This is a genomic window from Natronobeatus ordinarius, assembly GCF_024362485.1.
In the GTDB taxonomy this organism is placed as follows: Archaea; Halobacteriota; Halobacteria; order Halobacteriales; family Natrialbaceae; genus Natronobeatus; species Natronobeatus ordinarius.
The window spans coordinates 1,495,618-1,522,217 of the sequence record NZ_CP101456.1 but is presented as its reverse complement, the minus strand read 5'-3'; the positions used below and the strand labels follow the sequence as shown (position 1 = coordinate 1,522,217).

The 26,600-nt window shown below is 67.5% G+C and carries 26 protein-coding genes; 7 read left to right on the top strand and 19 right to left on the bottom strand.

Going from position 1 to position 26,600, the window contains the following annotated elements; all coding sequences use genetic code 11:
* Nucleotides 1-48 precede the first annotated feature (48 nt).
* The 5 genes from NMQ09_RS07860 to mutL all read right to left on the bottom strand — a co-directional run bounded on the left by NMQ09_RS07860 (nucleotide 49) and on the right by mutL (nucleotide 6,159).
* Nucleotides 49-552: a GNAT family N-acetyltransferase gene (locus NMQ09_RS07860; protein WP_255194041.1), complete on the bottom strand. Its 504-nt coding sequence runs from the start codon at nucleotides 550-552 to the stop codon at nucleotides 49-51.
* 114 nt (nucleotides 553-666) lie between these two features.
* Nucleotides 667-1,620, bottom strand: a complete 954-nt coding sequence (gene kdgK1, locus NMQ09_RS07855) for a bifunctional 2-dehydro-3-deoxygluconokinase/2-dehydro-3-deoxygalactonokinase (protein WP_255194040.1) — start codon at nucleotides 1,618-1,620, stop codon at nucleotides 667-669.
* Nucleotides 1,621-1,708: 88 nt separating this feature from the next.
* The gene (gene rtcA / locus NMQ09_RS07850) at nucleotides 1,709-2,755 is read right to left on the bottom strand and encodes an RNA 3'-terminal phosphate cyclase (RefSeq protein WP_255194039.1); all 1,047 of its coding nucleotides are present in this window, start codon (nucleotides 2,753-2,755) and stop codon (nucleotides 1,709-1,711) included.
* Nucleotides 2,756-2,800: 45 nt separating this feature from the next.
* Nucleotides 2,801-3,823: a hypothetical protein gene (locus NMQ09_RS07845; RefSeq protein ID WP_255194038.1), complete on the bottom strand. Its 1,023-nt coding sequence runs from the start codon at nucleotides 3,821-3,823 to the stop codon at nucleotides 2,801-2,803.
* Nucleotides 3,824-3,909: 86 nt separating this feature from the next.
* Entirely contained in the window at nucleotides 3,910-6,159 is a 2,250-nt protein-coding gene (gene mutL, locus NMQ09_RS07840; RefSeq protein WP_255194037.1) for a DNA mismatch repair endonuclease MutL, read from the bottom strand.
* A 145-nt stretch (nucleotides 6,160-6,304) separates the two neighbouring features.
* Here mutL and thiD point away from each other — a divergent pair, with 145 nt between their 5' ends.
* Nucleotides 6,305-7,663, top strand: coding sequence for a bifunctional hydroxymethylpyrimidine kinase/phosphomethylpyrimidine kinase (thiD, locus tag NMQ09_RS07835; RefSeq protein WP_255194036.1), 1,359 nt, complete (start codon nucleotides 6,305-6,307; stop codon nucleotides 7,661-7,663).
* Nucleotides 7,664-7,711: 48 nt separating this feature from the next.
* A complete protein-coding gene (locus tag NMQ09_RS07830; protein WP_255194035.1) occupies nucleotides 7,712-9,019 on the top strand; it encodes an acetamidase/formamidase family protein in 1,308 nt (435 codons plus the stop codon).
* Between the two features lie 7 nt (nucleotides 9,020-9,026).
* Here NMQ09_RS07830 and NMQ09_RS07825 read toward each other — a convergent pair whose 3' ends face one another.
* Nucleotides 9,027-9,548 (bottom strand): GNAT family N-acetyltransferase, encoded by a 522-nt coding sequence (locus NMQ09_RS07825; protein WP_255194034.1) that lies wholly within the window; start codon nucleotides 9,546-9,548, stop codon nucleotides 9,027-9,029.
* A 63-nt stretch (nucleotides 9,549-9,611) separates the two neighbouring features.
* Nucleotides 9,612-9,869: a ubiquitin-like small modifier protein 1 gene (locus NMQ09_RS07820; protein ID WP_255194033.1), complete on the bottom strand. Its 258-nt coding sequence runs from the start codon at nucleotides 9,867-9,869 to the stop codon at nucleotides 9,612-9,614.
* Nucleotides 9,870-9,982: 113 nt separating this feature from the next.
* Between NMQ09_RS07820 and NMQ09_RS07815 the strand changes: the two genes are divergently transcribed.
* Nucleotides 9,983-10,168, top strand: a complete 186-nt coding sequence (locus NMQ09_RS07815; protein WP_255194032.1) for a hypothetical protein — start codon at nucleotides 9,983-9,985, stop codon at nucleotides 10,166-10,168.
* Nucleotides 10,169-10,211: 43 nt separating this feature from the next.
* On the opposite strand, the gene NMQ09_RS07810 is transcribed toward NMQ09_RS07815, so the two are convergent.
* Both NMQ09_RS07810 and NMQ09_RS07805 read right to left on the bottom strand, forming a co-directional pair.
* Nucleotides 10,212-11,309: an aminopeptidase gene (locus NMQ09_RS07810; RefSeq protein ID WP_255194031.1), complete on the bottom strand. Its 1,098-nt coding sequence runs from the start codon at nucleotides 11,307-11,309 to the stop codon at nucleotides 10,212-10,214.
* A gap of 63 nt (nucleotides 11,310-11,372) precedes the next feature.
* Nucleotides 11,373-12,098: a queuosine precursor transporter gene (locus NMQ09_RS07805; RefSeq protein ID WP_255194030.1), complete on the bottom strand. Its 726-nt coding sequence runs from the start codon at nucleotides 12,096-12,098 to the stop codon at nucleotides 11,373-11,375.
* A gap of 350 nt (nucleotides 12,099-12,448) precedes the next feature.
* Here NMQ09_RS07805 and NMQ09_RS07800 point away from each other — a divergent pair, with 350 nt between their 5' ends.
* On the top strand, nucleotides 12,449-12,643 hold the full coding sequence (locus NMQ09_RS07800) for a cold-shock protein (protein ID WP_255194029.1): 195 nt from the start codon (nucleotides 12,449-12,451) through the stop codon (nucleotides 12,641-12,643).
* Nucleotides 12,644-12,736: 93 nt separating this feature from the next.
* On the opposite strand, the gene NMQ09_RS07795 is transcribed toward NMQ09_RS07800, so the two are convergent.
* From NMQ09_RS07795 to NMQ09_RS07785, 3 genes are all read right to left on the bottom strand, one after another.
* Entirely contained in the window at nucleotides 12,737-14,776 is a 2,040-nt protein-coding gene (locus NMQ09_RS07795) for a primary-amine oxidase (RefSeq protein ID WP_255194028.1), read from the bottom strand.
* Between the two features lie 221 nt (nucleotides 14,777-14,997).
* Nucleotides 14,998-15,186: a multidrug transporter gene (locus tag NMQ09_RS07790; RefSeq protein ID WP_255194027.1), complete on the bottom strand. Its 189-nt coding sequence runs from the start codon at nucleotides 15,184-15,186 to the stop codon at nucleotides 14,998-15,000.
* 232 nt (nucleotides 15,187-15,418) lie between these two features.
* Nucleotides 15,419-15,781 carry a 4a-hydroxytetrahydrobiopterin dehydratase gene (locus NMQ09_RS07785; RefSeq protein ID WP_255194026.1) on the bottom strand — a complete coding sequence of 121 codons (363 nt, stop codon included), beginning with the start codon at nucleotides 15,779-15,781 and terminating at the stop codon, nucleotides 15,419-15,421.
* A gap of 189 nt (nucleotides 15,782-15,970) precedes the next feature.
* On the opposite strand from NMQ09_RS07785, the gene NMQ09_RS07780 reads away from it, so the two are divergent.
* A complete protein-coding gene (locus tag NMQ09_RS07780) occupies nucleotides 15,971-16,447 on the top strand; it encodes a hypothetical protein (RefSeq protein WP_255194025.1) in 477 nt (158 codons plus the stop codon).
* A gap of 63 nt (nucleotides 16,448-16,510) precedes the next feature.
* On the opposite strand, the gene NMQ09_RS07775 is transcribed toward NMQ09_RS07780, so the two are convergent.
* The 4 genes from NMQ09_RS07775 to NMQ09_RS07760 form a co-directional block, all read right to left on the bottom strand.
* Nucleotides 16,511-17,056 (bottom strand): XTP/dITP diphosphatase, encoded by a 546-nt coding sequence (locus NMQ09_RS07775; RefSeq protein WP_255194024.1) that lies wholly within the window; start codon nucleotides 17,054-17,056, stop codon nucleotides 16,511-16,513.
* 124 nt (nucleotides 17,057-17,180) lie between these two features.
* A complete protein-coding gene (locus tag NMQ09_RS07770; RefSeq protein WP_255194023.1) occupies nucleotides 17,181-20,099 on the bottom strand; it encodes an ATP-binding cassette domain-containing protein in 2,919 nt (972 codons plus the stop codon).
* Nucleotides 20,100-20,131: 32 nt separating this feature from the next.
* Entirely contained in the window at nucleotides 20,132-21,226 is a 1,095-nt protein-coding gene (locus tag NMQ09_RS07765) for a substrate-binding domain-containing protein (RefSeq protein ID WP_255194022.1), read from the bottom strand.
* A 98-nt stretch (nucleotides 21,227-21,324) separates the two neighbouring features.
* Nucleotides 21,325-21,603 (bottom strand): ArsR/SmtB family transcription factor, encoded by a 279-nt coding sequence (locus tag NMQ09_RS07760; protein WP_255194021.1) that lies wholly within the window; start codon nucleotides 21,601-21,603, stop codon nucleotides 21,325-21,327.
* A gap of 179 nt (nucleotides 21,604-21,782) precedes the next feature.
* On the opposite strand from NMQ09_RS07760, the gene NMQ09_RS07755 reads away from it, so the two are divergent.
* Together NMQ09_RS07755 and NMQ09_RS07750 are read left to right on the top strand one after the other, a co-directional pair.
* The gene (locus tag NMQ09_RS07755; RefSeq protein WP_345781285.1) at nucleotides 21,783-22,844 is read left to right on the top strand and encodes an ABC transporter substrate-binding protein; all 1,062 of its coding nucleotides are present in this window, start codon (nucleotides 21,783-21,785) and stop codon (nucleotides 22,842-22,844) included.
* Between the two features lie 15 nt (nucleotides 22,845-22,859).
* Nucleotides 22,860-23,603, top strand: a complete 744-nt coding sequence (locus tag NMQ09_RS07750; protein ID WP_425607261.1) for an ABC transporter permease — start codon at nucleotides 22,860-22,862, stop codon at nucleotides 23,601-23,603.
* Between the two features lie 51 nt (nucleotides 23,604-23,654).
* Here NMQ09_RS07750 and NMQ09_RS07745 read toward each other — a convergent pair whose 3' ends face one another.
* From NMQ09_RS07745 to NMQ09_RS07735, 3 genes are read right to left on the bottom strand one after another with little or no spacing between them, the layout of a single operon-like run.
* Nucleotides 23,655-24,461 carry an ABC transporter permease gene (locus NMQ09_RS07745; protein ID WP_255194019.1) on the bottom strand — a complete coding sequence of 269 codons (807 nt, stop codon included), beginning with the start codon at nucleotides 24,459-24,461 and terminating at the stop codon, nucleotides 23,655-23,657.
* Nucleotides 24,458-25,237: an ABC transporter ATP-binding protein gene (locus NMQ09_RS07740; protein WP_255194018.1), complete on the bottom strand. Its 780-nt coding sequence runs from the start codon at nucleotides 25,235-25,237 to the stop codon at nucleotides 24,458-24,460. Before NMQ09_RS07740 ends, NMQ09_RS07745 begins: the two co-directional genes overlap by 4 nt.
* Nucleotides 25,234-26,538 carry an ABC transporter substrate-binding protein gene (locus NMQ09_RS07735; RefSeq protein WP_255194017.1) on the bottom strand — a complete coding sequence of 435 codons (1,305 nt, stop codon included), beginning with the start codon at nucleotides 26,536-26,538 and terminating at the stop codon, nucleotides 25,234-25,236. Before NMQ09_RS07735 ends, NMQ09_RS07740 begins: the two co-directional genes overlap by 4 nt.
* Between the last annotated feature and the right edge of the window lie 62 nt (nucleotides 26,539-26,600).

Sequence of the window (26,600 nt, the reverse complement as noted above, 5' to 3'; positions counted from 1 at the left end):
TTGGTGGGTTTCGTGATGATTCTCGTGCCCACTCGAGGCGACTCGAGCCTACAGCGGCCGCTCGTAGACGTACTCCTCGAGCCCCTCGAGTTCACTCTCACGCGTCTCGACGCGCTCGAATCTCTTCGACTCGTAGAAGGAGACGCCAACCTCGTTCTCTGCGAGGACGAGCAGTCGCAGTCGGTCGAACGCGGGGCCGACGGCGGCCTCGAGCGACTCGAGCAGCGCCGTTCCCACGCCCTCACCCCACGAGCGAGGCCGGACGTAGATCCTGAGCAGAGAGCCGACCGACGGCTCCTCGCGCGACGGGATCACGTGGACGAACCCGACGATCCCGTCGGTCGCGTCTTCGGCGACGAGAAACGCTGCGTCGGCGCGGTCGCGGGCGTCGTCGATCGACGTCTCGAGAGCCGCGCGATCGTACCACTCGTCGACCGTTTCCTCGACGGTCGCGACACCGAGCAGGTCGTCGTAGGCGGCGTGCCAGCTCTCTCGAGCGACGTCCTGAACCGACGGCGCGTCTGGCGGCGTCGCTTGGCGGATCGAAACCATCGACTCGAAGGTTGCCCGGCCCGGGTGTAAAACGTTTCTCAGGTGTGGGATACCCACACACGCTACAGCGAAATTACCGGGAGTCCGAGACGGAACCCGTTCCCGTGTGTGGCGTCACCGCGAGATGTACTCCCCGTCGCCAGCGACGACCTCGTCGACCTCGCGTTTCGTGACGAGCGCGACGTCGCCCGGGATGGTGCGCTTGAGCGCCGCTGTCGCAGAGGCGTACTCGAGTGCCGTCGAGACGTCGTCGCCTGCGAGCCGGCGCGCGAGGAACGCGCCGGTGAACGCGTCACCCGAGCCGACGGGGTTGACCGTCTCCGTTTCGTAGACGCCGTGGTCGTGGACGACGTTGTCGTGCCAGGCGAGGGCGCCGTGGTCGCCGCGGGTGACGACGACGGTGGTGAACTCGAAACTCGAGGCGAGCTTGTGCGCGAGCTGGCGCGGGTCACCTTCGAAATCGAGCACCGTGCGGGCGTCCCGGGCGGCGATGACGAGGACGTCGATGCCGGGGAACAGCTTCAACAGCGTCTCCCGGGCCGCCTCGGGCTCCCAGAGTTTGCGCCGGTAGTTGACGTCGAACGCGGTCGTCGTTCCGGCGTCCCTGGCGGCTTTCAGCATCTTCATCGTCGTTTCCCGCAGCGTCGAGGAGAGCGCAGGCGTGATCCCCGTCGTGAAAAACACTCGGGCATCTCTGATCAGCCCGACGTCGAACTCCTCGGCTTCTGCCGTCGTGATGGCGGCGTTCGCCCGGTCGTAAACGACGTTCGTGCCGCGGGGTTTCCCCCCTTGCTCGAGGTAGTACGTCCCCTGTCTGCCCGAGCGGCTCCAGACGACTTCGGTGTCGATGCCGTACTGGTTGAGCTCGCCGACGACGCGTCGTCCCAGCGGCGAATCGGGAAGCTTCGACAGCCACGTCGTGGTCGTCCCAAGCCGTTCGGCGGCGACGGCCGCGTTGCTCTCTGCGCCTGCAGCGCGAACCTCGAACTCGCTCGCGGTTTCGATTCGTTCGTTCCGCGGCGGGGAGAGCCGGAGCATCGTCTCGCCGAAAGTGACGAGGTCGCTCACGACACCAACCCCCGGGCCAGACGACGTTCGGCGGCACCTGTCTCGTCCATAGATTGCCAGATGGAGTGGTGTGCTATAAGTTGTATCGTTACTCGACCTCGCCGACCACGACACGCGTCGGCCCGGACCCGGACGCCAGGGTCACGTCGAAATCGAACGACGCGAGCAGCTTGAGACTCGTCTCGACGTGCGCGGTCACCTCGGGAATCCGAACTCGGCCACCCGCGAGTGCGAGGAACACCAGCAGCTGGTCTGCAAGGTGGCGATCTACGGGTGCGTCGTGCTCGAGGAACCGGATCGCAGCGTCGGCAGCGTCCTCGCCGACTCGCTCGGCGGGTTTTCCTCGCTCACCGAGGGCGGTGAACCCGGCGGGACCGGACTCGCCGTCGACGCGCAGAACGAACGCCGAACCGGGGCAGGCACTCGCTGCCGTCGTCTCGACGCGTTCTCCCACCTCGAGCCCGCGCTCGCCGGGATCGAGTCGCTCGAGTGCGCCCTCGGCCTGGCGGGTCGCGACGTCCCGGTCCGCGAGCGCGTCGGCTTCCGTCGAGTAGAGCCGGACGCCCTCGAGGTCGCCACGAGATTCGAGGGCGAGTGGCTCGAGGGCAGCGGGTGCGAGGTGGAGCGTCGCCCGGCCGCCGCCTGTCGGGTAGAATCCCCGGCGATCGACCTCGACGGCGGCCACGAGCCCGGACCGGCGAAGCAGCGGGAGCTTCACGTACCGGACGTAGTCGAGCGGCGGGGCCCACTTCACGTCCGTGCCGCCGGTGACGGTCACCGAGAGCGGCGACTCGAGCCGTACCGAAAGCGGCAGGAGGGTGTCGAACAGGAGGGTGATGCTGCCGGCCGTGCCGATGTCGACGGCGTACGTTCCGCCGGGGAGTCGCCCATCGTCCACCCTCCCGCTTCGAGGATCGAACTCGACCGTCTGCGATCCGACGTCGGCGCCCGAGACGTCGGCGTCACAGACCGCCGCGATGGTCTCGACGCCCGCGAGGTGCTGTGGTCGCAACCCGGGCGTCGACCGCCCGCCGCGGACGTTTTCGAGGCGAACCGGTTCGTTCTCGAGCGCCGAGAGCGCGAGTGCCGTCCTGACGAACTGTCCGCCGGCGTCGGAGCCGTCGAGTTCGAGCATCGGCCGTGGATACGTCGACCGGCGGGAAATAGGTGTTCGAGGTCCTCACCAGGTGGCCGCCGCCGAGACGCGGTCGCCGTCGACCACGACCGAGCCGTCGTCGGCGGTGGTGCCGAGTAGCTCCTCCAGCGCCGCCTCGTCGGGCTCCTCGACGATCGCCGCGAACCATCCCTCGAAGCCGTCCGAGCCGTCCACGATGAGCGACGCGACGAGGCCCTCGGCGTCGTCCAGTTCGTCCCACGTCAGTTCGTCGGCCTCGTCTTCGACCGCCTCCTCGTCCTCTAAGTCCTCCGGCGCGCCGTAGACGCCGAGCGCGAACTGCCCGTCCCCGCCGGTCGCGACGAGCCACGCGACGTCGTCTGCGTCGGTCGCCCGATCGCCGTCGCCGCTGGCAGCCTCGAGGGTGGGTCGGATCTCCTCGACCGGATCGTCGGCCTCAACGGCGAAAACCAGCGCGTCCGGACCCACGGCGATGGCGCTTCGCTCGTCCATCGCCGACGTGTAGACGTCGTATCCGGCGACCGCTGTCGTCACGTCGTACGACGGACTGGCCGACGAGGCCTCCGTTAGCACGTCGTCGATCTCCTCGACGTCGAACTCGCCGGTCACGACGCTCGTCTGGCCGACGAACAGCAGTTCGTCGACTCGAGAGCCGGACTCGGCCCCTGACTCCTGAAAGAGCCCAGCCAACCCGAAGCTGCCGAGTCCCTGTCCGAGCGCCGTGGAGACGGCGAGTGCGCCGACGAAGGGGTAGCCGAGCATCGGATCTGACTCGAGTTCTGCCTCGGTGAACGGCTCGTCGACCGCCCCGTCGACCGCCTCGAGCGAGGCCCAGTCGAGATAGCCATACACGAGTTCGCCGTCGTCGTCGGTGGTGAGCCAGCGGCTGTACGCCGGGAGTTCGAGGTGCTGGGCGTCGTCTCCGCCGTCGCTTTCCGACGCGTCGATCGCGTCCTCACCGTCCTCGTCTTCACCACTCTCGTCCCCACCGCCGTCGGAACAGCCAGCGAGCCCGACCGTCGCGGCCGCGCCGACGAGCGCGAGTAGCCGCCGTCTCTCGAGTGTCATAGCGAGACATTCGTCCTCCTGAATAAATAGCTGCGTGAGTCGGGTTGCCGTGCTCGTACCACCGGAATCGTCCCGCCCACCGGCGCCTACCCGTGTCCCGGATAGTCCCGTTCGAACCGTGCCTCGAGTTCGTCGCCGCCGATCTCGACGATCACGGGCCGGCCGTGCGGGCAGGCGTAGGGGTTCTCACAGTCGTCGAGCGCGGCGAGCAGGTCCACGACCGACCCCTCCGTGAGCGACGTGTTGCCCGTGATCGACGGGTAACACGCCAGGTCACCGAGGAAGTCGTCGGCCAGTGCGTCGACCGTCTCCGCGCCGGCCTCGCGATCGCCCGCCACGAACGACGCGAGGACGTCCCGTAATCGATCGGGCTCGAGTGTCTTCTCGAGCACCGCTGGCACCGTCGTCACTGCAACCGTGCGGTCGTCCACGCGGTCAGCGTAAAATCCGAGCCGGGAGAGCGCCTCTCGATAGCTCGCGAACGCCTCGGCTTCGGCGGCGGTGAGCTCGAGTTCGACCGGCGAGGCGAGCGCCTGTGCGGAGGGGTCCGCGGCGAACGCCTCGCGCAGGCGCTCGTAGTTCACCCGCTCGTCGGCGGCGTGCTGGTCGATCAACGCGAGCCCGTCGGGCGTCTCACAGACGACGTAGGTGTCTTGCAGCTGTCCGAGGACGCGAAGCGGCGGCAGCGACTCGAAGCGGCTGGCGTCGGCGGCGGCGGCCTCGCCCTCGAGCGTTCGCTGCTCGGTCGCCGCAGTGAACTTGCGATCGGCGTCGATCCCGTGTGGGTCTGCCCTCCCGTCGGCACTGCCCGTCCCTGCCGATCCACCGTCGACGGATTCACTCGAGGGTCGTTCAGTCGACGGGCTGGAGGCGGCCGTCGAGGTCCTCGAGTCGGGGGCCGAGTCCGGATCGCGACGGCTCGAGTCCGTCGCCGGCTCAGCAGGCGCGCTCGAGGCCGCCTCCGCACCCGGCTCGGTTGCGGGCTCGACCTCCCGACTCGGGCTGGAGTCCTCGTCCTCGCTCGGCAGGGCGCTCGCGGGCTCGAAGTCGGTGCCGACGTCTGTCCTCGAGCGCGAGCGTCCCGTGCCGTCGGCCGTCGCCGCCGGTTCGCCCGTGGCCGCCCCCTCGTCCGTCGCCGACAGTTCGCCCGTGGTCGTCGACGGGACGTCCTGCGAAGCTCCTTCGTCGTCCGCCTCCGGGAGCCGACTCTCTGCGCCTGGTTCGACCCGCGCCTCCTCGGGTGCCGACCGGCCACGCGGCGCGCGCGAGCGCAGCAGGCCGTGCTCGAGTAAGGCTGCCTCGACGGCCGAATCGACCTGTCGACGCACCGCATCGTCGTCGTCGAAGCGGACCTCGCGCTTTCGCGGGTGGACGTTCACGTCGACGGCGTCGCCGGGGACCGCCAGAAAGGCGACCACGAAGGGGTAGCGGTCGCCGCCGAGTTGTCCGCCGTAGGCGCTCATGATCCCCTCGCGGATAGCGTCGGACGTGACGGCACGGCCGTTGACGTACGTCGCGAGGTACTCGCGAGTCGACCGATTCGTCTCGGGGTGAGAGACGAGCCCCGAAACGGACTCGAGCGGGCCCGGCGGGAGCTCCTCGCCGTCGACGTCGACGGGAATCATCGCCGAGGCGACCTCGCGGCCGTAGACGGCGAGGACGGCCCCCTGGAGGTCACCCTGGCCGGTCGTCGCGAACACCTCGCGGCCGTCGTGGGAGAGCGAGACGGCCACGTCGGGGTTCGCCAGGGCGTAGCGGGTGACGACGCGGTTGACGTGGGCGAACTCGGTCGCCGTCGTTTTGAGGAACTTTCGGCGGGCGGGCGTGTTGTAGAAGAGGTCCTCGACCTCCACGACCGTCCCCTCGGGACAGCCGGTCGGCTCGACGCTCGTCACGTTCCCGCCTTCGTAGACGAGTTCCGTCCCGGCGCCTGGATTCGCCCCCTCGGCCTCGCTATCGCCCACGACCGCGCGCGGGCGAGTTCGAATCGTCAGTCGAGAGACCGAGCCGATCGTGTGTAACGCCTCACCCCTGAACCCGAGCGTCGCGACGCCCGACTCGAGGTCCTCGAGGCCGTCGATTTTGCTCGTCGTGTGCTGGCGCACCGCGGCGCGGACGTCCGCCTCGGTCATCCCGTAGCCGTCGTCTGCGACCCGGATCGACTCGATGCCGCCCTCCTCGACCGCGACGTCGATCCGCGAGGCGTCGGCGTCGAGGGCGTTCTCGACGAGTTCCTTGACGGCGCTCGCGGGCCGCTCGACGACCTCGCCCGCGGCGATGCGCGCGACGGTGTCCTCGTCGAGCTGGTGGATCGTCGTCGCTTCCCCATCGCTCATGGTTGGCTCCCCGCCCGTTCGCGCTCGAGGGCACTCATTGTCGGGACGGTGGGGGCCGACCCCTATCAATCCAGTGTCGTCGGAACACCACGCCGGAGGATCGTCGACCATCACTCATTTGTATAACAGCGTAATATCCTTCAGTATGAGACGACCAGCACCGGACGCTCGCCCCGTCGGACTCACGATCGCCGGTAGCGACTCCGGCGGCGGGGCCGGCATTCAGGCCGACCTCGCGACGATGGCCGCCCACGGCGTCTTCGGCACGTCGGCCATCACGGCCGTCACGGCCCAGCACACCCGTGGCGTCGAGTCTTCCCACGTCCTCCCGCTCGAGGAGGTCGAGGCCCAGCTGTCGGCCGTCATCGACGACTTCGCGGTCGCCGGCGCGAAGACAGGGATGCTCGCGACGCCCGAGCTCGTTCGACTGGTGGCAGATCGCGCCCCGACGTTCGGATTTCCGCTCGTCGTCGACCCCGTGATGGTCGCGACCTCGGGAGATCGACTGCTCGAGCCAGAAGCCGAGGCCGCCTACGCGGACCTGCTCGCCGAGGCGACGATCGTCACGCCGAACGCCGACGAGGCGACCGTCCTCACCGGCGTCGAGATCGAGGACGAGGCGAGCGCGCGTGCGGCCGGCGAGGCCATCTGCGAGCTGGGAGCCGAGGCGGCGCTGATCAAGGGCGGCCACGTCCCCGGCGAGACGGTCCGGGACGTGCTCGTCACCGCCGACGACGTCCGGACGTTCGAGCACCCGCGGGTGGACACCGACGCGACCCACGGCTCGGGCTGTACGCTCGCGGCGGCCATCGCGGCGCGGCTGGCCCGGGGGGCGGACCTCGAGTCGGCGGTCGAGGGCGCGACGGACTTTCTCGCGCGGGCGATCCGATACCCCTACGACGTCGGGCAGGGGCCGGGGGCAGTCAATCACGGCGTCGAAATCCGTAACGACGCCGCGCGAGAGCCGACGGCCGAGGCCGTGCGGTCGGTGGTCGACGCGCTCGTCGAGGCGGACGTCTCGCCCCTGCTCCCGGAGGTCGGAACGAACGTCGTCGGCGCGACGCCGTACGCAGAATCCGTCGCCGAGACGGCGGCCGTCGAAGGACGAATCACGCGAACGTTCTCGGGAGTCGCCCCCACCCGGGGCGTCCGCTTCGGCGCCTCGAGTCACGTCGCCCGATTCTTGCTCGAGGCCCGGGAGTGCTTCCCGACGCTCCGATTCGCGGTGAACTATCGGTTCGCCGGGGACGTCGAGGAGGCGCTCGAGACGCTCGGCTGGGACGTCGCGGAGGACGAGCGACCGGCCGAGCCCGAGTCGGTGGCCGAACGCGAGGGCGAGACGATGGGCTGGCCAGCCCGGCAGGGCTTCGCCGACCGACCGGAGCCGCCCGTCGCCGTGGTCGACCGCGGCGACGTCGGCAAAGAGCCGACGACGAAGCTCCTCGCGACCGACGCCGAGACGCTCACAGAGCGGACGCTCGAGCTGTGTGACGCGCTCGAGTGAATTCGGCTAGTGCCCTTTATCCAGCCTGCTGCCGTACTACGTCATACCATGGCACAGCAACGCGTCGAACAGGAGCTGTTCGTCGATCAGTACACCCTCGGACTCGTCGGCCCGAAGCAGGAGTGGGCGGGAACGGTCGCCGACGGCGGAACGATCACGACCTACACGCCGCCGGCGTGCTGGGGGCCGATGATCACCCCGGAGTTCCGCGGCGGTCACGAGGTAACGCGGCCGATCCGGGTGGAGAACGCCGAGGTGGGCGATGCGGTCGCCCTGAAGATCAGGAACGTCGAGGTCACGAGCATGGCGACGAGCACGGGGACGATGGCAGAACGCGAGGGTGCCTTCGGCGACGATCCGTTCGTCGACCACCGCTGTCCCGAGTGCGGGACGGAGTGGCCCGAGACGGTCGTCGAGGGCACGGGCGAGGAGGCGATCCGGTGCGCCGACTGTGGCGCGAACGCCTCCTCCTTCGGCTTCGAGTACGGCTTCACCGTCGCCTTCGACGACGACCACACCGTCGGCCTGGCGATGGACGAGACGGCAGCCCACGCTCTCGCCGAGGACGCCGAGGACGTGATGGACATTCCCGAACACTCCCGCCAGCATCCCATCGTCCTCTACGAACCGTCGGAGATTCCGGGCACCCTCGGCCGCCTTCGGCCGTTCGTCGGGAACGTCGGGACGACGCCACCGATCGAACTCCCCGACTCGCACAACGCCGGCGACTTCGGCCAGTTCCTCATCGGCGCCGAGCACGACTGGGGACTCGAGGACGAGGCCGACCTCGAGCAGCGGACCGACGGCCACATGGACGTCTCGGAGGTCCGGGCGGGCGCAACCCTGATCTGCCCCGTCGAGGTCGACGGCGCTGGCGTCTACGTCGGCGACCTCCACGCCAACCAGGGCGACGGCGAACTCGCCCTCCACACCACCGACGTCAGCGGCACCGTCACGATGGACGTCGAGGTCATCGAGGGCCTCGAGCTCGACGGGCCGCTCCTCCTGCCTAACGAGGAGGACCTCCCCCACATTAGCCAACCCTACAGCGACGCGGAACGCGAGGCGGGCCGCGACCTCGCCGACGCCCACGGCGTCTCACTCACCGACGAGCTGGGCCCGATCCAGGTCATCGGCACCGGTGCAACGATCAACGACGCCACCCAGAACGCCTTCGACCGCGCGGGCGACCTGCTCGAGATGAGCGAGGGTGAGGTCCGCTCGCGGTGTACGTTCACCGGTGGCGTCCAGATCGGCCGGCTCCCGGGCGTCGTGCAACTCGATATGCTCGCTCCGCTGGACGTCCTCGAGGAGCGCGGCATCGCCGACCTCGTGCGCGAGCAGTACGGGCTCTGAGGACGGGCTATAGCTCGATCGTGTACACCGCCTCGGCGTACCGCTCGCCGCCGATCTCGACGGTCGCTTCGGCCGTCCGTTCGAATCCGAGCCCCTCGTAGAAGCGCCGGCTGGCCTCGTTCGAGGCGAGGTCGAGCGCGCGAATCCGCTCGACGCCGGCCGCCTCGAGCGCCGCCACCAGTCGCTCGTGCAACGCGGTGCCGATGCCCGCCCCCTGGTGGTCGGGGTGGACGTACATCCGGAGGACGTCGCCCTCCTCACCCATCACGACGCCGTGGGTGAACCCGACGACCTCGCCGTCGACCTCGGCGACGAGGAGCGTCGACTTCAGGTTCTCGAGGTCGAGGTCGAAGTCGGCGTCGGCGTACCAGCCGCCGATCGCAGTCTCGAGTTCGTCGTCGGCGTACCACTCGTCGACGGTCTCGTCGATCGTTACCGCCTCGAGTTCGTCGTAGGTGTCGTGCCACGTCGCGCGGGCAACCTCGCGGATCGCCTCGCGGTCGGCCGTGACGGCCTCTCGGATCTCCATGCGCTCACTCGAGGCGGAATCACTAAAGGAGTTGCCATGTCCGATGCCCCGCTTCCGTCGGCGTCAGCCGCCCTGCACCGCGGGAAACAGTGCTAGGGACGCGTCGGCCGGACAGTCGGCCTCGAGGTCGACGCGCTCGCCCTCGAGGGCGACTCGGACGCTCGGCCGGAGGGCTTCGCCGTCGTAGAGCTGTGGCCGTGCGCGCGGGTAGGCGTCGACGAACGCCTCGATCGCGTCGGCGACGGTTCCGCCCTCGAACGCGAGCGGAACCGTCTTCTCGCCCGTCACACTCCGCAGCGGGCCGTACACGGTGAGCTCCATGCGGTGGCAGACGCCACGACGGATCAAAAAAGTCTGTCGTCGCCCCTGCTCGAGCGACCACGGGTGGTATATCATGCACCAACGTGAACCGCTGGGCTGGCATCGGTCCAGTTATGAGAGGCGACGGTGGGGATCACTCACTCGAAAAGTACTGTCTCGACTGTCCGTGGGCCCTGTCCGAGGACGAGGTCGACTCGGACGAGGAACTCTCGAGACGGACGCTCGAGCACTTCGTGGAGACGGGACACACGATCGAGTCGGCCGATCAGCTCCTGCCACCGCCGTCGAAAGACAGCTGAACGGTTGCCAACAGTTCGACCACGCCACCGCCACCGACCTCGATCACGCGTCGAACCCGTCTTCCCACCGGAACCGGCCGTTTCGCTGGACGACCTCGCCGTCGACCTCAAGGCGCGACTCCTCGCTCACGTCGGTGATGAGGTCGACGTGGACCGCCGACTCGTTGCCGGTCTCACCCTCGGGGAGACAGGCGTCGTACGCCCGCCCGAGCGCGAGGTGGACGGTGTCGCCCATCTTCTCGTCGAACAGGATGCTATCCGTGTAGCGGTCGATCCCCCGGTTCATCCCGATCCCAAGCTCGCCGAGCCGACGGGCGCCGTCGTCGGTCTCGAGCACGTCGCCGATCACGGCCTCACCCTCGGCCGCCTCGGAGGCGACGACCTCGCCGTCATCGAACTCGAGGCGGACGTCCCGGACGGACTCGCCCTGGATCGTCATGGGAACGTCGAAGGTGACCTCGCCGTCGGTCCCGTTCGGAGCCGTGAACACTTCGCCGCTCGGCAGGTTGTGTGAGTCGTACTCGACGCTCGCGGCGCTGTTGACCGCCGTTCGCCCCTCGATCGACATCGTGAGATTCGTCCCTGGCGAGACCAGCCGTACCTCGCTGCCCTCGTCGAGGATCGTTTTCATCCGGGCCATCTCCTCGGCGAGAGCCTCCCAGTCTCTGAGAATCGCGTCGTAGGCGAAGTCGCGGTACTCCTCGTAGGCCATGTTCGCCTGCTGGGCGAGCGAGCGCGTCGGGTGGACCGTCGAGACCCACCGCGTATCGTAGCGCGCCTCGCGGACACCCTCCTGGGCCTTTCGGTACGCCTGGCGGATCTCCCCCGGGACGTCAGCCGTCGCACTCGTGTTCCGGCCGCCGCCCAGCGACAGGAAGACGTCGGCGTGCTCGGCGAGCGCGAGTTCGTGGGCGGGGTCCTCGTCGAAGTCGCCATCGTGTGCGCGCAAGTACGCTCGCTGTATCTCCCCGGAACTGTAGGTCGCGAGCAGGTTCGCCCCTCGCTCGCCGAGCTGCTCGGCCACCGCGACGGCGAGTTCGTGGGCATCGGGCCCAACCGAGAGAACGACGTTGTCACCCGCTTCGACCCGGGCGCTCCAGTCGACCAGCACTGCCGCGTGTTCGCGAACGCGTTCGTCCATAGTGGTCGCTCGCGGGCCGAGCACTAAACGGTCCACGATTCGGCGGTCGAGAGGGACCGACGTTCACGCCGTCGCGAGGTTCTTCCCGGCCGCCCGGCGCGATCGAACGAACCCGACGACGGCGTAAACCACGGGCGTGTCGAGGACGGCGATGGCGAGTTTCAGCAGGTACTGGCCGACGATCAGCGCGGGAATCGCCTCGAGCGGGAGGGCCTCGCCGACGCCGAGGTACGTCGGGCCGACCCAGAAGGCGACGCTGACGAAGATCACGGTGTCGATAGCCTGACTGGTGCCCGTCGAGGCGACGTTGCGCAGCCAGAGCAAGCCGGGACCGGTTCGGTCTCGGATCTCGTGGAAGAGCCACACGTCCCAGTTCTGGCTGACGACGTACGCCAGCAGGCTCCCGAGGACGACGTTCGTCGACGCACCGAGCACCGCCTCGAACTGGTCGCCGGGGACGCCAGCGCCGGCGTCGGGGGCAGCGATCGTCGACCACACGAGCGCGAGCACGACGAAGTTCATCGCGAAGGCGACGTTGACGACGACCTGTGCCGCCCGTCGGCCGTACAGTTCGGCGTAACAGTCGCTCGCGAGGAACGTCAGCGCGTAGGCGAGCGCCGCCCCCGGCAGCACGAGTTCGGCACCCGTGATCGGCAGTTCGAGTCCGAACGGGAGCGAGAACGCCAGCACCTTCGAGGCGGTCAACTGTGCCGTCGCCAGCGCCGTGACGAACAGGCCGATGAGCGTCACCTGCGGAATCGTCGGGGTCGCAACTCGAGTGTCTGTCATCGACGGGGCCTACTGGGGGACCCACCGTAAGTGATACTATTTGGCGAGGAGTGCAGTCGGACTCGAGCCCTCTTCTGGGGCACTCGAGCTACGGCTGGGGTCACCGAACGGGCAGCCACTCCCCGACCGCGGTGAGCGATTCGGAGTGTGCGATCGAAAACTCTCATCACATCGAGAGCCGTATTCCCTGGACGCAGAAAAATAGCGTTCGACCAGTAGAGGCGCTGAGACAGCGCTTGAGAAGCACATAGAGACGTATTTCCGGACCTGCTCCTTCGCATTTGTAAGCGAGTCGAGTGAACAGTTCTCACGAAACTGTTATATGGGGAGGGGCCATGTGTTGAAACGCAATGGCGAAAGGAAACGTTGATTTCTTCAACGACACTGGCGGCTACGGTTTCATCTCGACGGACGACGCGGACGACGACGTATTCTTCCACATGGAAGACGTTGGCGGCCCGGACCTCGAAGAGGGACAGGAGATCGAATTCGACATCGAACAGGCCCCCAAGGGCCCCCGGGCGACCAACGTCAACCGCCTCTAAGGCGACTGGACGACTCGACCCGTTTATAACCACTTTTCGACGACGCTGTGCCGTGAGCGTGCGCTCCCGGCTACTCGAGCGTCCGCGAGCCGATCACTCCCCGAGATCCATCGACTCCTGTCTGTCGGTCTTCCAGGCGTCGACGTCCTTGATCGCGTGTTCCGGCGGAACGTCGATCGCGGGGTTCTCCTCGAAGAAGCCGGCAGGCTCGAGTTTGAACGAGAGCATCTTCACGGGGAGAATCGGCCAGTCCTCGGGGACGGAGACGTGTGTCTGGCAGAGGTTGTACCAGACGACGACGTCCTCGTTCGCGATGGGGCGGTCGGCCTCGGTCCAGTCGGGGAGGCCGTCGCCGCCGGGGTGCTGGTTCGGGTAGTCGCCGGCCGGATAGATTTCGTCGTCGTCGTGCTGGGTGACCCAGAGGTGCTTCGTCGCGAAGCCGGCGCGCTTTGCGTTCGACGAGCCGGGTTGCATCGGAAACGCGGTGTTCGATCCGGCCTTCTGTCGGAGCCGGTAGCCGACCGGTTCGCCGGTGGCGTCGTTCTCGACGTCCTCGTTGACGATTTCCCAGTATCGGCCGGCGTGGGTGTCGGTCATCCGCTGGGCCTCGGACTCGCGCTCGAAGCGCGTCCGCTCGACGTACGCCGCGTTCCCGTGGGGGTTGAGGTGCATCCGGTCGGGGTCGCGGTGGGGGTCGGGGTCGTAGCCCTCGGGGCCGTAGGGCACCTGTCTGAGATTCACCTCGCGGACGGTGTTCTCGCGGCCGTCGAGTTCGAAGTCCAGCCGGCAGTTGAACACGTGCTGATGGAGCATCGACTTGTGGCCGGGTCCGATCGTCTCCGAGTAGCCCGTCTCGCGCTCGTCGGGACCCAGCAGGCCAGTCGCATTACAGCCGGTGAGCCGGACCTGTCCCTCGATGGAGCCGTCCTGGTAGAAGTACCAGTAGAAGCCGAAGTCGTAGTTCCCGATCGTCGAGATGAACGAGATCACGAGCCGGCGGTTCCGCCGGACCTCGGTGTCGTCGACGCGCCAGTCGTAGTGCTTCCAGAGGAGGCCATAATCCTCCTCGTGCAGGCAGATCGCGTTCGGGATCACCTGCGGCTCGCCGTCGCCGTCGTTGAGGACGGCGTCCCAGTAGTGCATGTAGCCGAGGCAATCACAGCCCTCCGTCAGCGAGTTCGCGAGTCGGCCGATGCCGTACTCGCCGACGTCGAAGGGGGTCTTCCAGTCGTGGTCGGGGTCGGGGTCGTTGTACGCCGCGATGACTTCGGGCCAGGACGCCCGCCGGAGGATCGACCGCTGCTCGCCGTCGTCGTCGTAGCTCACGTCGTAGAGGACGAGCCCCTCGCGGGGATTGAACCCGACGCGCACGCGCCAGTTCTGCCACTCCACGACGTTGCCGTCGACCGCCCAGCTCGGCCCCTCGGGCTGGACGACGTTGTACGGCTTCAGGTCGTCGCGCAACTCGCGCTTGCCCTCGCGGTAGTAGTGGGTCCGCAAGTTCGTGACCACGTCCTCGTTCTTCGGACCGGTGTCGACCACCTTCACCACCTCGCGCTCGTCGAGGTCGACCCAGGCGTGGATGCCCGACAGCGGCCGGTTGTACGCCTCTGCGCCCTCGTCATCTTCGTCGCCCTGTACCCAGGCGATGCCGTGGGCGAGTCGCCGATCACGACCGACGTCCGCGGGGACGAAGTCGTAGCCTGCGGACCACGCGGTCACGATCGCCAGGTCGGGATCGGCTCCGCGTCGCTCCACGGCCTCGCGGAACTCCGGGTGGGCCGTGACGACCGCCTCGACCTCGACGAACTCCTCGCCGATCATCCGGGGCTGGCCCCGGTCGATCTCGGCCCACTCGAGCAGTTCCTCCTCGTCGAGCGAGACGATTCCCTGGTACGATGCCTTCTCCTCCTTGTCCCGAACGACCACTCGAGCCCGCCGGTCCGGCTTGCTGCCCTCGTCTTCGAACGCGACCAGTGCCTCCTTCGGCGGCTCTGACAGGGTGATCTCCACGAACCTGGCGTCTTCGGACGGGTCGGCCTCCTCGAGGACGACCGCTCGAGCGCGGTCGATCTCCGACGGCGTCAGCGGATCCAGCGGATGGTCGGTCGGGTAGGTGTCGATTAGTGCCATGCGCTAGCAAGCGCCAACAAACGAAAATATAAACGTACCGCCGAGCGACGGCGCGGTAGCGGGCGTGATCCGAGTGTCGAACCATACTGGCTGCTGGCACCGGTGAAACACTCAGTGAATCGGGCTGCTGTATGGACGAGTCCAGCAGGGAACGAGCAGAAGAGGGTGTATTTGCAGCTCAAACGCGCCTCGAGTCACGAGCAGAGTTTAGACGCGAGTGATCAGCCCACTACTCTTCTGGCAACAACAATGACAGCAATTCCGGCAACAACGACGCCGATGATCGTTGGAATGAGTCGTCCATCTCCCCACTCCCAACCGAAGAACTGCGTTCCCACAATAGCGACGGTAGCTATGAGTATGCCGAACGCAGTAATCACGGACGACTGGTCTTGATACTTGGAGACCATCGTTATTACGAATGTTAGTGGACTGATGTGAAAAGTGTATGCCCAGTACTGAGCGATCACTACCGTCTCAGATTGAATCTTAGTCCGTAACACATTCGCGCTGGATATTCAGCACGACTCCCAAAACTGATCACCGCTCGAGGATCTCACCAACCCGTGTCCGTCGTGACTGGCTCCGATGCAGCCGCGAAGGTCCCGCAGTTGCATCGGTACCGATTCCCACCGGTCGGTCTCACTCCTCGGGCGTGTCGTACTCTTCGTGCATCCGGTCCATCCGCGCCGCCATGATGAAGTCCGTCTCGTGGAGGCCGTCGATCTTGTGCGTCCACATTTCGATCACGACCTCGCCCCACGAGAGGTGAATGTCGGGGTGGTGCCACTCCTCTTCGGCCAGCTCCCCAACCTCGTAGGTGAACTCGAGGGCGTCCCGGAAGTCCTCGAAGGCGTACGTCCCCTCGAGGTGGTGTTCGTCGACGACCTCCCAGACGTCGGTGTCGAGTTCCTCGTAGAGGTCGGTCAGCGCCGATCCGGTGAGCGGTTCGTCCTCGCTCGTACAGGCCTCGCAGTCGCGGTCGGCGAGTTCGGTCTCGGGCATGGCTCAGAGAGCCTAGCGGTCGTGGCGTGATAACGCTTACCACCCATCCGGTGACGAATCAGTGGGACAGCGAGCGGTTCGTCCGCGGCGACTGACTCGGGCGGTTCGGGCGGCCATCGGTAGCGAAATACGATAGACTGGTTCAACAGCCCACCAAAATTATGTATTCCGAACGTCAGTACCCAGACCATGGGAGATTTCGATCCGGTCACCTGGGAAACCATCGAGGCCGCGTTCGGACCGCCGGCACCGGAAATTACGGCGCAAGTCGAACGGCTCCGAGACGACGTGTCCGACGAGGACCCTTACGTTGCGGTGAAGACGATCCACGATTCGCTGTACGACGAGGGAGTCGATCGGACTGTCCCCAGTCTCGGCGAACCGTTCGTCACCGCGTACCTGCTGGAGAAAGAGGGGGTCATCGTCCCGAACGACGGCGACCCCAAACGGGAGTACCGGTCTCTGGTAACCCGTCGCCCGGACGGTGATCGACTCGAGGAACTGTTCTGGGAACGAAAACGGACGCTCTGGTGGATCGGATTGCTGGTCGGGGTACACGCGTCGCTCGTGAAGTACTGGCTGTACGAAGAGGACATTCCGCTGATGGAACGCAACTTCACCGAACGGTCGATGGAGCGGATACGGTCCGTGCGAGAATCGACGTGAACCGACGGTTCGAAGTTGGAGTTCCCGACCGCCCCCGTCGAAAGTGAGCGATCCGATCGGCGACTACCGCTCGGCGTACCACTCCACGAACGCTGCCAGCGCCCGTCCGCGGTGGGAGATCGCGTTCTTCTGCTCGGTGCTCATCTCCGCCATCGTCTGTCCGTTGTACTCGAAGATCGGATCGTAGCCGAACCCACCCTTGCCGCGTGGGGCGACGAGCGTCCCGCCGACGGCTCCCTCGAACGTCTCGACGCCGTTTTCGTCACAGTACGCCAGCACCGTCCGGAAGTGCGCCCGCCGGTTCTCCTCCGCACTCGCCAGCTGCCAGACGCGCTCGACGCCGAGGGTGTCCTCGACGTACGCCGAGTAGGGTCCCGGGAAGTCCCCGAGTGCGTCGACGAACAGCCCCGCATCGTCGACGAGCACGCCATCCTCGCCGCCGAGTTCCTCGAACGCTTCTCGAGCGCCGTGAGCGGCGATCTCCGCGAGGTCGTCGCTCTGGACCTCCGTGTAGTCGTAGTCGACCTGCTCGACGGGCTCGATGCCCTCGAGGTACGCACGCGCCTCTCGCACCTTTCCGTCGTTGCCCGTCACGAACTGGATGGCCATACTCGAGGCGGCGGCCGGGGGCCTCAAAGCGTCGTCGGTCTCGCGTCGGCGGCGGTGGGCAGTCCTCGCCACCACTGGCTCGAGACGCTCGCCGTTCGAAACAGGCGAACCCGCAGACGGCCGATCACCCGCCTCGAGCACCCGACTCCGACTCGACCTCGAACGCCGGCAGCTCGTGCCCGGCGGTGATCGACACCCGGACCGGCGCCGAGACGTCGAGCCAGTCCTCGTGTGGCCGACGACAGTGCAGCGTCGTCCCGTCCTCGAGTTCGACGCGGTAGGTGACGCTCGAGCCGGTGAACTGTCGGTCGACGATCCGGCCGTGGGCGGCCGACGGTGCCGCCTCCTCGAGCGCGACGTCGTCCGGGCGGACGAGGACGTCGAGCCGCCCGACGTCGGCCGATTCCGGGACGAGCACGTGGTCGCGCTCGAGCGGACCGATCGCCGTCTCGACGACGCCGTTTTCGAGCGCGCCGCGGAGGTAGCTCGCCTGGCCGAGGAAGTCGGCGACCATCCGCGTCGCGGGGCGCATGAACGCCGCCCGCGGGGTATCGAGCTGTTCGATCGAGCCAGCGTTCATCACGGCGGTCCGGTCGCCGACCGAGAGCGCCTCTTCCTGGTCGTGGGTGACCCAGATCGCGGTGACGTCGACGGCGTCGAGGATCTCCCGGATGGCCGTCCGCATGCGCACGCGAAGGCCAGCGTCGAGGTTCGACAGCGGCTCGTCGAGCAACAGGAGCTCGGGCTGTGGGGCGAGCGAGCGGGCGAGCGCGATCCGCTGTTTCTGTCCGCCCGAGAGTTCGTCGGGGTAGCTGTCGCGGTACTCGCGGAGGCCGACGAGCTCGAGTAGCTCGTCCACGGTCGTCTCCGCCTCGGAACTCGCCTCGAGTCCGAACGCGACGTTCTCGGCGACGGTCCGGTGTGGAAAGAGCGCGAAGTCCTGGAAGACGATGCCGACGTCCCGGCTCTCCGCGGGGACGAACGACGAGTCGTCGGCGACGACCCGGTCGTGAATCCGGATCGTGCCGGCGTCCGGCCGGTCGAGCCCCCCGATCAGTCGCAACGTGGTCGTCTTTCCACAGCCCGAGGGCCCGAGCAGGGTGAGCACCTCACCTTCGCGAACCGAGAGCGAGCAGTCGTCGACGGCCGTCTCGCCATTGAAGGCCTTGCGGACGGCCTCGAGTTCGAGGATCACGTCGCCTGGGTCCGTCTCCGCGTCCGCCTTCGCCGTTGCCGTCGCTCGAGCCCGAGTGGCCGGAACGTCGGCTTCGTCGTCGCCCTCGCTCCAGTCCTCGCGTCGTCCCCCGTCGAAGCTCACGTCGGCTCGGTCACCTTCGAGTGACTTGGCGCTTCTGAGACGGGGTGACGAGCGGCCGATCCGGCGGCGGACCCGCCGGTAGTCGAATCGTTCGCCCGGCAGCACAGCCAGGATCGCGAAGCCGGAGACGAAGATGAGCACGAGGGCGGGAACGGCGGCGTAGCCGTAGTAGGCGTTTCGCTCGGCCACCCAGATGAACGACGCCAGGGTCTCGAATCCCGTGGGACGGAGCAGCAACGTCGCCGGCAACTCTTTCATCCCGTGGAGGAAGACGAGCGCCGCGCCGGCGACGACGCCGGGGAGGATCAGCGGGAGCGTGATCTTCCGGAACGCTTCACGTGGCGAACAGCCCAGCGAGCGGGCCGCCTCGGTCAGGTGCGGGTTGACGTACAGGATCGACGCTCGAACCGAGCCCACGGCGAGCGGGAGGTAGAGGACGACGTACGCGAAGACGAGCAGCGGGATCGTCTGGTAGAGCGCCGGGAGGTACGCCGAGCCGAAGTAGACGAGACTCAGGCCGATGACGACGCCGGGGACGGCGAAGCCGACGTAGGTCGCCCGCTCGAGGAGGGTCGAGACGGTCGACCGGTACCGTGCGGCGAGAACGGCCACCGGGAGCGCGAACGCGGCGGCGACGAGGGCCGCGAGCACGGAGACGGACGCGGAGTTGAACGCGTACTCGGGGCTGAACTCGAGGGAGGCGACGTACGTCTGCGGGCCCTGGATCAGCCACCAGGTCAGGAAGACGATCGGGAGGACGATGCTGAGGGTGAAGAGCATCCCGCAACCGAGGAGGACGGGCCATTTCCACCGGCCGAGGCGGATCGTGTACGAGCGCGACTCGCCGCGTGAGCCGCCGTGGATCGTCTCGTGACCGCGCACCTGCGACTCGATCGCGAGGATCACGAGCGTGATCGCAACCAGGTGCAGCGAAAGCATGGCGGCGTAGTCGTGGGCTAAGGCGTTGTGCTCGACGTAGATCTGGCGCGTCAGCACGTCGAGACGCAACAGCGCCGGGACGCCGAAGTCGCCGGCCGTCTCGAGCGCCGTCAGCAACGCCCCCGCGGCGATCGCGGGTTTGGCCAGCGGGAAGACCACACGCTTGAACACGGGCCACAGACCGGTCTCGAGCGTCCGGGCGGCGTCGAGGTACGTCTTGTCGAACGCCTGGAGCCCCGCGAGCGTCGTGATGTAGACGAACGGGTAGTTGTAGAGCGTGAGGATGAAGGCGGTCCCCCAGAAGCCGTAAATCGACGGCAGCGACTCGACGCCGAACGGTTCGACGAGCGACTGGACCAGTCCCCGCGGCCCCCACACCGAGATGAACGCGAACGCGCTGGTGAAGCTCGGTACCACGAGCGGCAGCGAGAGCGCTACGATCCAGAGCCGTCGGTACGGGAGGTTCGTGAGGGTCGTGAGGAACGCGAGCGGGACTGCGATGAGCACCGAAAGCGTCGTGACGACGACCACGAGCGCCAGCGTGTTCAGGAGGATCTCGAGCGTCCGCGCCCGGAAGACGATCGCCGCCGCGCGCTCGTACTCGACCGAAAGCGCAACGACGCCGACCCAGAGGACGGGAATCACGATCACGGCCGAGACGGCCCCGGCGAGCAGCGTGAGCCCGATCGGGAGCCCGTCGCCGCCGCCCTCGTCACCCCCGTCACTCGAGGAGTCTGCACCCTCTCGCCTCCGGGGGTCGACGTTGAACGGGTCAGCCGTGGCCATGGGAAATTGGAGGGGAGACGAAGTCGAACCAGTTACAGGATGGTTTCGTCGCGAAGCAGTTCGAGCGTCGGCTCGAGGTCGGCCAGTTCGTTCAGGTCGAGTTCGGGGGGTTCGAACTCGTCGGTCGACTGGAGCTCGTCGATCGGTTCGACGCCGTCGATCGTCGGATACTCCCACGTCGTCGTCGCGAAGTACTCCTGGGCCTCAGCCGAGAGGAGGTGGGCGACGAAGTTCGCGGCGGTTTCCTGGTCGTCGCTGTCTGCCATCACCGTCGCGCCGGTGACGTTGAACATCGCACCGGCGTCACCGCTCGTGTACGCGAGATCGAGCGTGTCGCCGGGGTTGTCGCGAAGGACGTAGTGGTTGGTGAGGGCGATGCCGACCTCGCCGTCGGCGGTTGCCTGCGCCATCGCGCTGTCGCCACCCGGCGACGTCGCAACGTTCTGGTCGTCCACCATCGCCCGGAGCCACTCGCGCGTCTCTTCCTCGCCGTGGTACACCCGCATGGCCGTCACGAACGCCTGGAACGACCCCTGATCCGGGGCCCACATGATATCGTCGCGGAAGCGTTCGTCGCTGGCGAACTCGAAGATGTCGTCCGGTAACTCCTCCCTGTCGTACCGTTCGGTGTAGTATCCGATCGCCCGGAACCGACGCGTGAAACCGGCCCAGTGGCCGTCTGGGTCCTGCGTGTCCGGCTCGCTCAGCTCGAGCACGTCGTCGGGGAGCGGAGTGGTATACCCGCCCTCTTTGAGGTGCGTCATCGACTGCGTCTCGCTCCCGTAGAAGACGTCAGCGGGCGTCTCCGCCTCCGTTTCGATGGTCGCGGTCAGGTCGGCGGTGTCGTCGTACCGGACCTCGAGGGAGAGATCGTCGTACTCGTTCTCGAGATGATCCATTAGCTCGCCGATACGCGTCTGGCTTCGACCGGAGTAGATCGTGAGTTCGCCGTTCAGGTCGGGTAACTCCTCGATCGACGTCCCGCCGGGATCGGGTCGGCCCTCGACGTACTCAGGGTCGCCGAGCACGTCGTCCCCATTCTCGCCGCCGAAACAGCCGGCGACGAGGGCCACACCGGCGACCGCGCCTGTCGATCGAAGGAATCGTCGGCGACTGGCGTCGGACATGGCCCCCACCATTCTGAGTGTCCGCATAAACGTACCTCTCCGGGTAGAGACGTCCATTGGAAGATCCTACATGCGCGGAGGTCGTCGACGTCAGGGCGTCACTCGTCGTCGACGTCCCTCGCCTGCAGAATAAACGTTCGCTCCGGTGGCGGCGCGACGTGCAGCTCGACCGACTTGACGAGCAGATAGTACTTCCGGTTGCCGTGCAGGTAGTGTTCGACGACGCCGTACTCTTCGAGCGTCGACAGGTGGTGAACGGCGGTCGAGCCGTCCATCCCGACGGCCTCCGCGAGTTCCGAGACGTACATCGGGCCGTGTGAGAGCTCCCTGAGGATCTTCAGCCGCGCGGGACTGCCGAGGACGTCGATGAGAGACACGGTACGTCCACGTTCCTCGAGGAGCGTCTTTTACGGGACGATTTCGGTCAGTCGTGCCGGTTCTCTTCGCCGTGGTACCGACCGTGCGCCGGACCGGTGGACCGACGGAGTCGAACTGGTGCGGGGTATGTAAACATTTGACCGAATAGTTTATGTGGTACACGTTGTGTATGGCCACGATGCCCCACTCAAGACGAGCGTTCGTCGCGACACTCGGTGGGGTCGCCCTCTCCGGCTGTCTCGGCCAATTCGGCGAGTCGGCCGGTCCAGGCGAGGAGGGCGACCTCGAGTCCGCATCGCTCCTGCTCAACTTCCAGCCCGGCGGGTTACACGCCCACTACTACGCCGCCCTCGAACGCGGCTACTACGAGGCGGAGGGTATCGACCTCGAGGCGATCGAGAGCGGGCAGGGCTCTGACTTCTCGGCCCAGCAAGTCGCCCTCGGAAACACCGAGTTCGCGATCACGAGCGGCGATCAGGTACTGAACGTGAACAGCCAGGACGGGCTCGACCTCCGCTGTGTCTCCGTCGTCATGCAGCAGGGACCGACCGTCGTCTTCACCGCTCGAGACGCGTTCGGCGAGGAGCTGACCGACGCGAGCCAGCTCGAGGGCGTGACCGTCGGGAGCGGCCCCGGAATGGTCCGGACGATGACCGAGTCGTTTCTCGACCACCACGGCGTGCTCGAGTCGGTCGAGTACGTCGACTCCGGCTTCGACACGGTCCAGCAGCTGCTCGCCGGTGAGATCGACGCCGCGGGCGGGGTGTTCAGCGACGTCATCGACGCCGAACACCAGGACGCGACGATCGACGTCCTCCCCGTGAACGAAGTCATCCCGTCGTACGGTCACGTCGTCGGCGTTGGCGAGTCCTACCTCGAGGAGAATCCCGAGACGGTTCGCGCGTTCATCCGCGCCACCGCGCGGGGCGCGGCGTGGGCCCACCAGAACCCGGAGGAAGCCATCGACGTGCTCGTCGACCACGAACCCGAACTGGGCGAGGTCCGGGAGAACCAGCTCGACAAGTGGATCGCGATGAGCACCGAGTACATGCTCTCTGAGGCCGTTTCGGAACACGGCTGGGGCTGGAACGAACCCGAGCCGTGGGAGGCCACCCACGAGACGCTCGAGGCGGGCGACTTCCTCGAGAGCGAGGTCGATCCCGACGCCATCTGGACCAACGAGTACATCGACGAGGAGTCAGAGTACGTCGGTGACTACGCGACCGTCGTCTCCGAGTGACGGATGCACGCTCGAGTGCGAACGGAGACGCTCCGCTGGGGGCCTTCCCTGCTCGTCGGGGTCGGGTTGCTCTGTGGCTGGCAGTTCGTGGTGACTACCTACGCCATCCCGCCAGTCATCCTCCCCTCGCCGCTCGACGTCGGGGCGGCGCTGCTCGAGACGTATCCGCAGCTCCTGGCTGACGCCGCAGTGACGGCGGTCACCGCGGGGCTCGGCCTCGCCGTCGGCGTCGTCGTCGGGCTCGGGCTCGCGTTCGCGATGACGTCCTCTCGGGCGGCACGGGACACCATCCTCCCCTACGTCGTCGCCCTCCGAATCGCCCCGGTCATCGCGATCGCTCCGCTCTTCTTTCTCTGGTTCGGTCGCGGAATCCCCGCACGCGCGCTCGTCGTCGCGTCGCTGACGCTGTTCCCGATGACGATCGCCACCCTCGACGGGCTCCGGTCGGTTCCCCGCGAGTACCTCGACCTCGCCCGGTCGGTCGACGCACCGTCGACGCGCGTGTTCCTCAGCATCCGGGTGCCGGCAGCCGCCTCGAGCATCCTCGCCGGCGCGAAGATCGCGGCCACGCTCGCCATCGTGGGTGCCGTGGTCGCCGAGTTCGTCACGCTGAACGCGGGCATCGGCTACCGGGTGTTCGAGACCTCCTCGCGACTCCGCACCGCGGAGACCTACGCCGCGCTGGTCGTCCTCTCGCTGCTCGGGATCGCGTTCTACCTCCTGCCGTCACTGGTCGAACGGGCGTGGCGGGACGCCTGACGGCCGCGTGATCCCGTCACCCTCGAGACGCAGCGTCGGTCACCACTGTCGTCACGACGGATCGGCCCCCGACTCGAGCGTCCCGGCGAGGAGCAGCCGCTGGAGTACAGCGACGGCCCCGTACAGGCACAGCCCGAGCACGAGGAGGGAAAACAGCGCCGCCAGCATCACGTCCGTCCGGATGTTCTCCGAACCGATGAGGATGACGTAGCCAAGCCCGCTGTCGGTGACGATCCACTCGGCGACGACCGCGCCGACGACGGCGAGGGTGACCGACTGTTTGAGCCCCGCGAACACGTCGGGCAGCGCGTACGGCAGGTAGACCGACCGAAAGCGCCGGTAGCGACTCGCGTCGACCGACCGCAGCAACTCGAGGTGGTCCCTCGGCGCCCGATCGAACCCAGCCGCGGTGTTCAGGACCATCGGGAAAAAGGAGATGAGCGCGACGAACAGGATGGCCGTGTCCATCCCCGTCCCCATGTAGATCAACAGGACGGGGGCGATCGCGATCTTCGGGAGGACGCGCGCCGTGACGACGTACGGCATGACGATCCGCCGAACCGAGGGCACGAACGCCACGACGAGCGCGAGGGCGAAGCCAGTCGAAACGCCGACCGCCCCGCCGTAGAGCACCTTCTCGAGTGTGGACACCGCGTTGGTCAGGTAGAGCTCCGGATTGCCGAGGAGGCGAGCGGCGACGCTTTCCGGCGGCGGCAGGTAGAAGGCGGGGACGTCGAAGACGCTCGTCACTGCCCACCAGAGGCCGAGTCCGGCGACGAGGGCGACCGCGGGCCGGAACACGGAGTAGATCGCAGCTGCCTGACTCGGACTCGCTCGAGTCGGCCGCCTGGACGTCATGGCGACCGATCCATCGTTCGCGTGGCTGCCGACCACGGGCCCGTGCGGTGGATTCGCCGCCGGACCGTCGAAACGGACTCGTGGAACGCCGTCGATTCGAACACCGCCTCGTCACGCGGCCGCGGGAGGTCGATCTCGAACACTTCGTCGATCCGTCCCGGGTCGCTGGCCATCACGACGCAGCGATCGGCCAGGAACACCGCCTCGGGCACGCTGTGGGTGACGAACAGCACCGTCTTTTTCTCCTCGCGCCAGATGTGACGCACTTCGACGCCCAGCCGATCCCGCGTGATCTCGTCCAGCTCGCCGAACGGCTCGTCCATCAACAGCACGTCCGCCCCCAGGTGAAGCGCGCGGGCGATCGCGACCCGCTGTTTCATCCCGCCCGAGAGCGCCGCGGGACGGGCGTCGGCGAACGCCTCGAGCCCCATCTTCTCGAGGAGCGCCATCGCCCCCCTCTCGTCGGCCGGCTTGCCGGCCACCGATCGGAGGAAGGTGACGTTCTCGAGCGCGGACTTCCACGGGAACAGCGTGTGTTGCTGGAAGACGAAGCCGACGTTGGCCGACGCCTGTGCACGCGCCGGCGGCTGCCCGTCGATGCGAACGCGCCCGCTCGTCGGCTCCTGGAGGCCGCCGATCGTCCGCAACAGCGTCGTCTTCCCACACCCCGACGGCCCGAGGACGGTGACGAACTCGTGCTCGTCGACCGCGAGGTCGATCTCCTCGATCGCGGTCACGTCGTCGAACGCCACCGTCACGTCGTCGACGTCGATCACGATCTCACCTCGAGGAGGTCGACCTGCTCGAGCGCCTCCTCCAGCCGGCTCCACGTCTCGGGGGACTGCCACCCCCAGCCGTGCTTTCGAACCGCGTCCGTCGTCCCGAACCGGTCGGCCGCCCGCTCGAAGACGCGTTCGATCCACGCCGCGGGACGGTCCGTCTGCCGGGCGACGTCACGGGCGGCCGTGCTCGGGTCCTCGGTGGCGAGCGCCCACCCCGCGACCGTCCCGGCGAGGAACGTCTCGAGGAGCCGTGGTTGTCGTCTCAGCGTCTCCGCGTGGGCGACGATCGCCGGGCCGTAGATCGGATACTGGTCCGCAACGTGGATCGAATCGACCGTCGCGCCGCCGTCCTCGAGCCGCATCGGATCGGAGAACGTCCCCGTGACGACCTCGACCGTCCCCGACTGGAGCGGCTCCGACTCTTCGCCCCGGAGATCGACGCACTCGGTCTCCTCGAGGACGCCCGCCTGTGACAGGTAGAGCCGACCGAGCAGCCCAGTTTCTGACTCGATCGGCATGCCGACGCGCCGACCGCGGAGCTGTCCGACCGTCTCGAGCGGCTCGCCGAAGGGCTCACGCGTCGTGTAGAAGACGACCATCGGTCGCTGGAACCACACCACGATCGGGACGACCGGCTCACCGTCCGCGCGCGCTCGGACGATCGACGCCGCCCCCGCGATGGCGACGTCCGCTTCCCCGTCGACGACGCTCTCGATGGCCCGCGCCGACCCCCGGTACTCCTCGAGGGTGACCGAAACACCTCGACGGTCGTACTCGCCCCCGGCGAGCGCGGCGAACAGCGGCAGCTGGAGCCCGTTCGGCCGCCAGTTGAGGCCGACGGTAACGTGAGAATCGGCGTCGGACGATACCGTCGAACGGGGTTCGGATATCGCGACCGACTCGCCACCATCAGTGTTCTCGGAATCGGCCCACCGACGACTCCGCTCCAGCAACCGCTGGGCGTGTCGATCGGACGCGTTCCGCGTCGCGGTGGCGCGAGACTCCGTCGTGTACCAGGCTCTCGGTGGCCGACCCGACGTGGTCGTTCGGACGGTCGTCTCGGTCGCCAGTTCCCGCTCGCACAGGGTGGCGAGCGCGTCTTTGACCCGACTCCGGTTCAGCTCCGTCCCGAGTTGAACGATGGGCTCCGACGCCGGCTCCTCGTCCGGGTAGTGTTCTGCACGTAACACCAGGTACGCCAGCACACGAGCCGCGTTCTCACCCAGCCCCGCCGCGAGCCGATCGACGAGCGGCTGATCGCCCGCAGAGAGAACGGGAACCTCCCTGGTGTCCATGTGAGACGTAACCAAAGGAACGACCATAAATGTACGAGTGTGATCACGGCCCACGGTCGAGG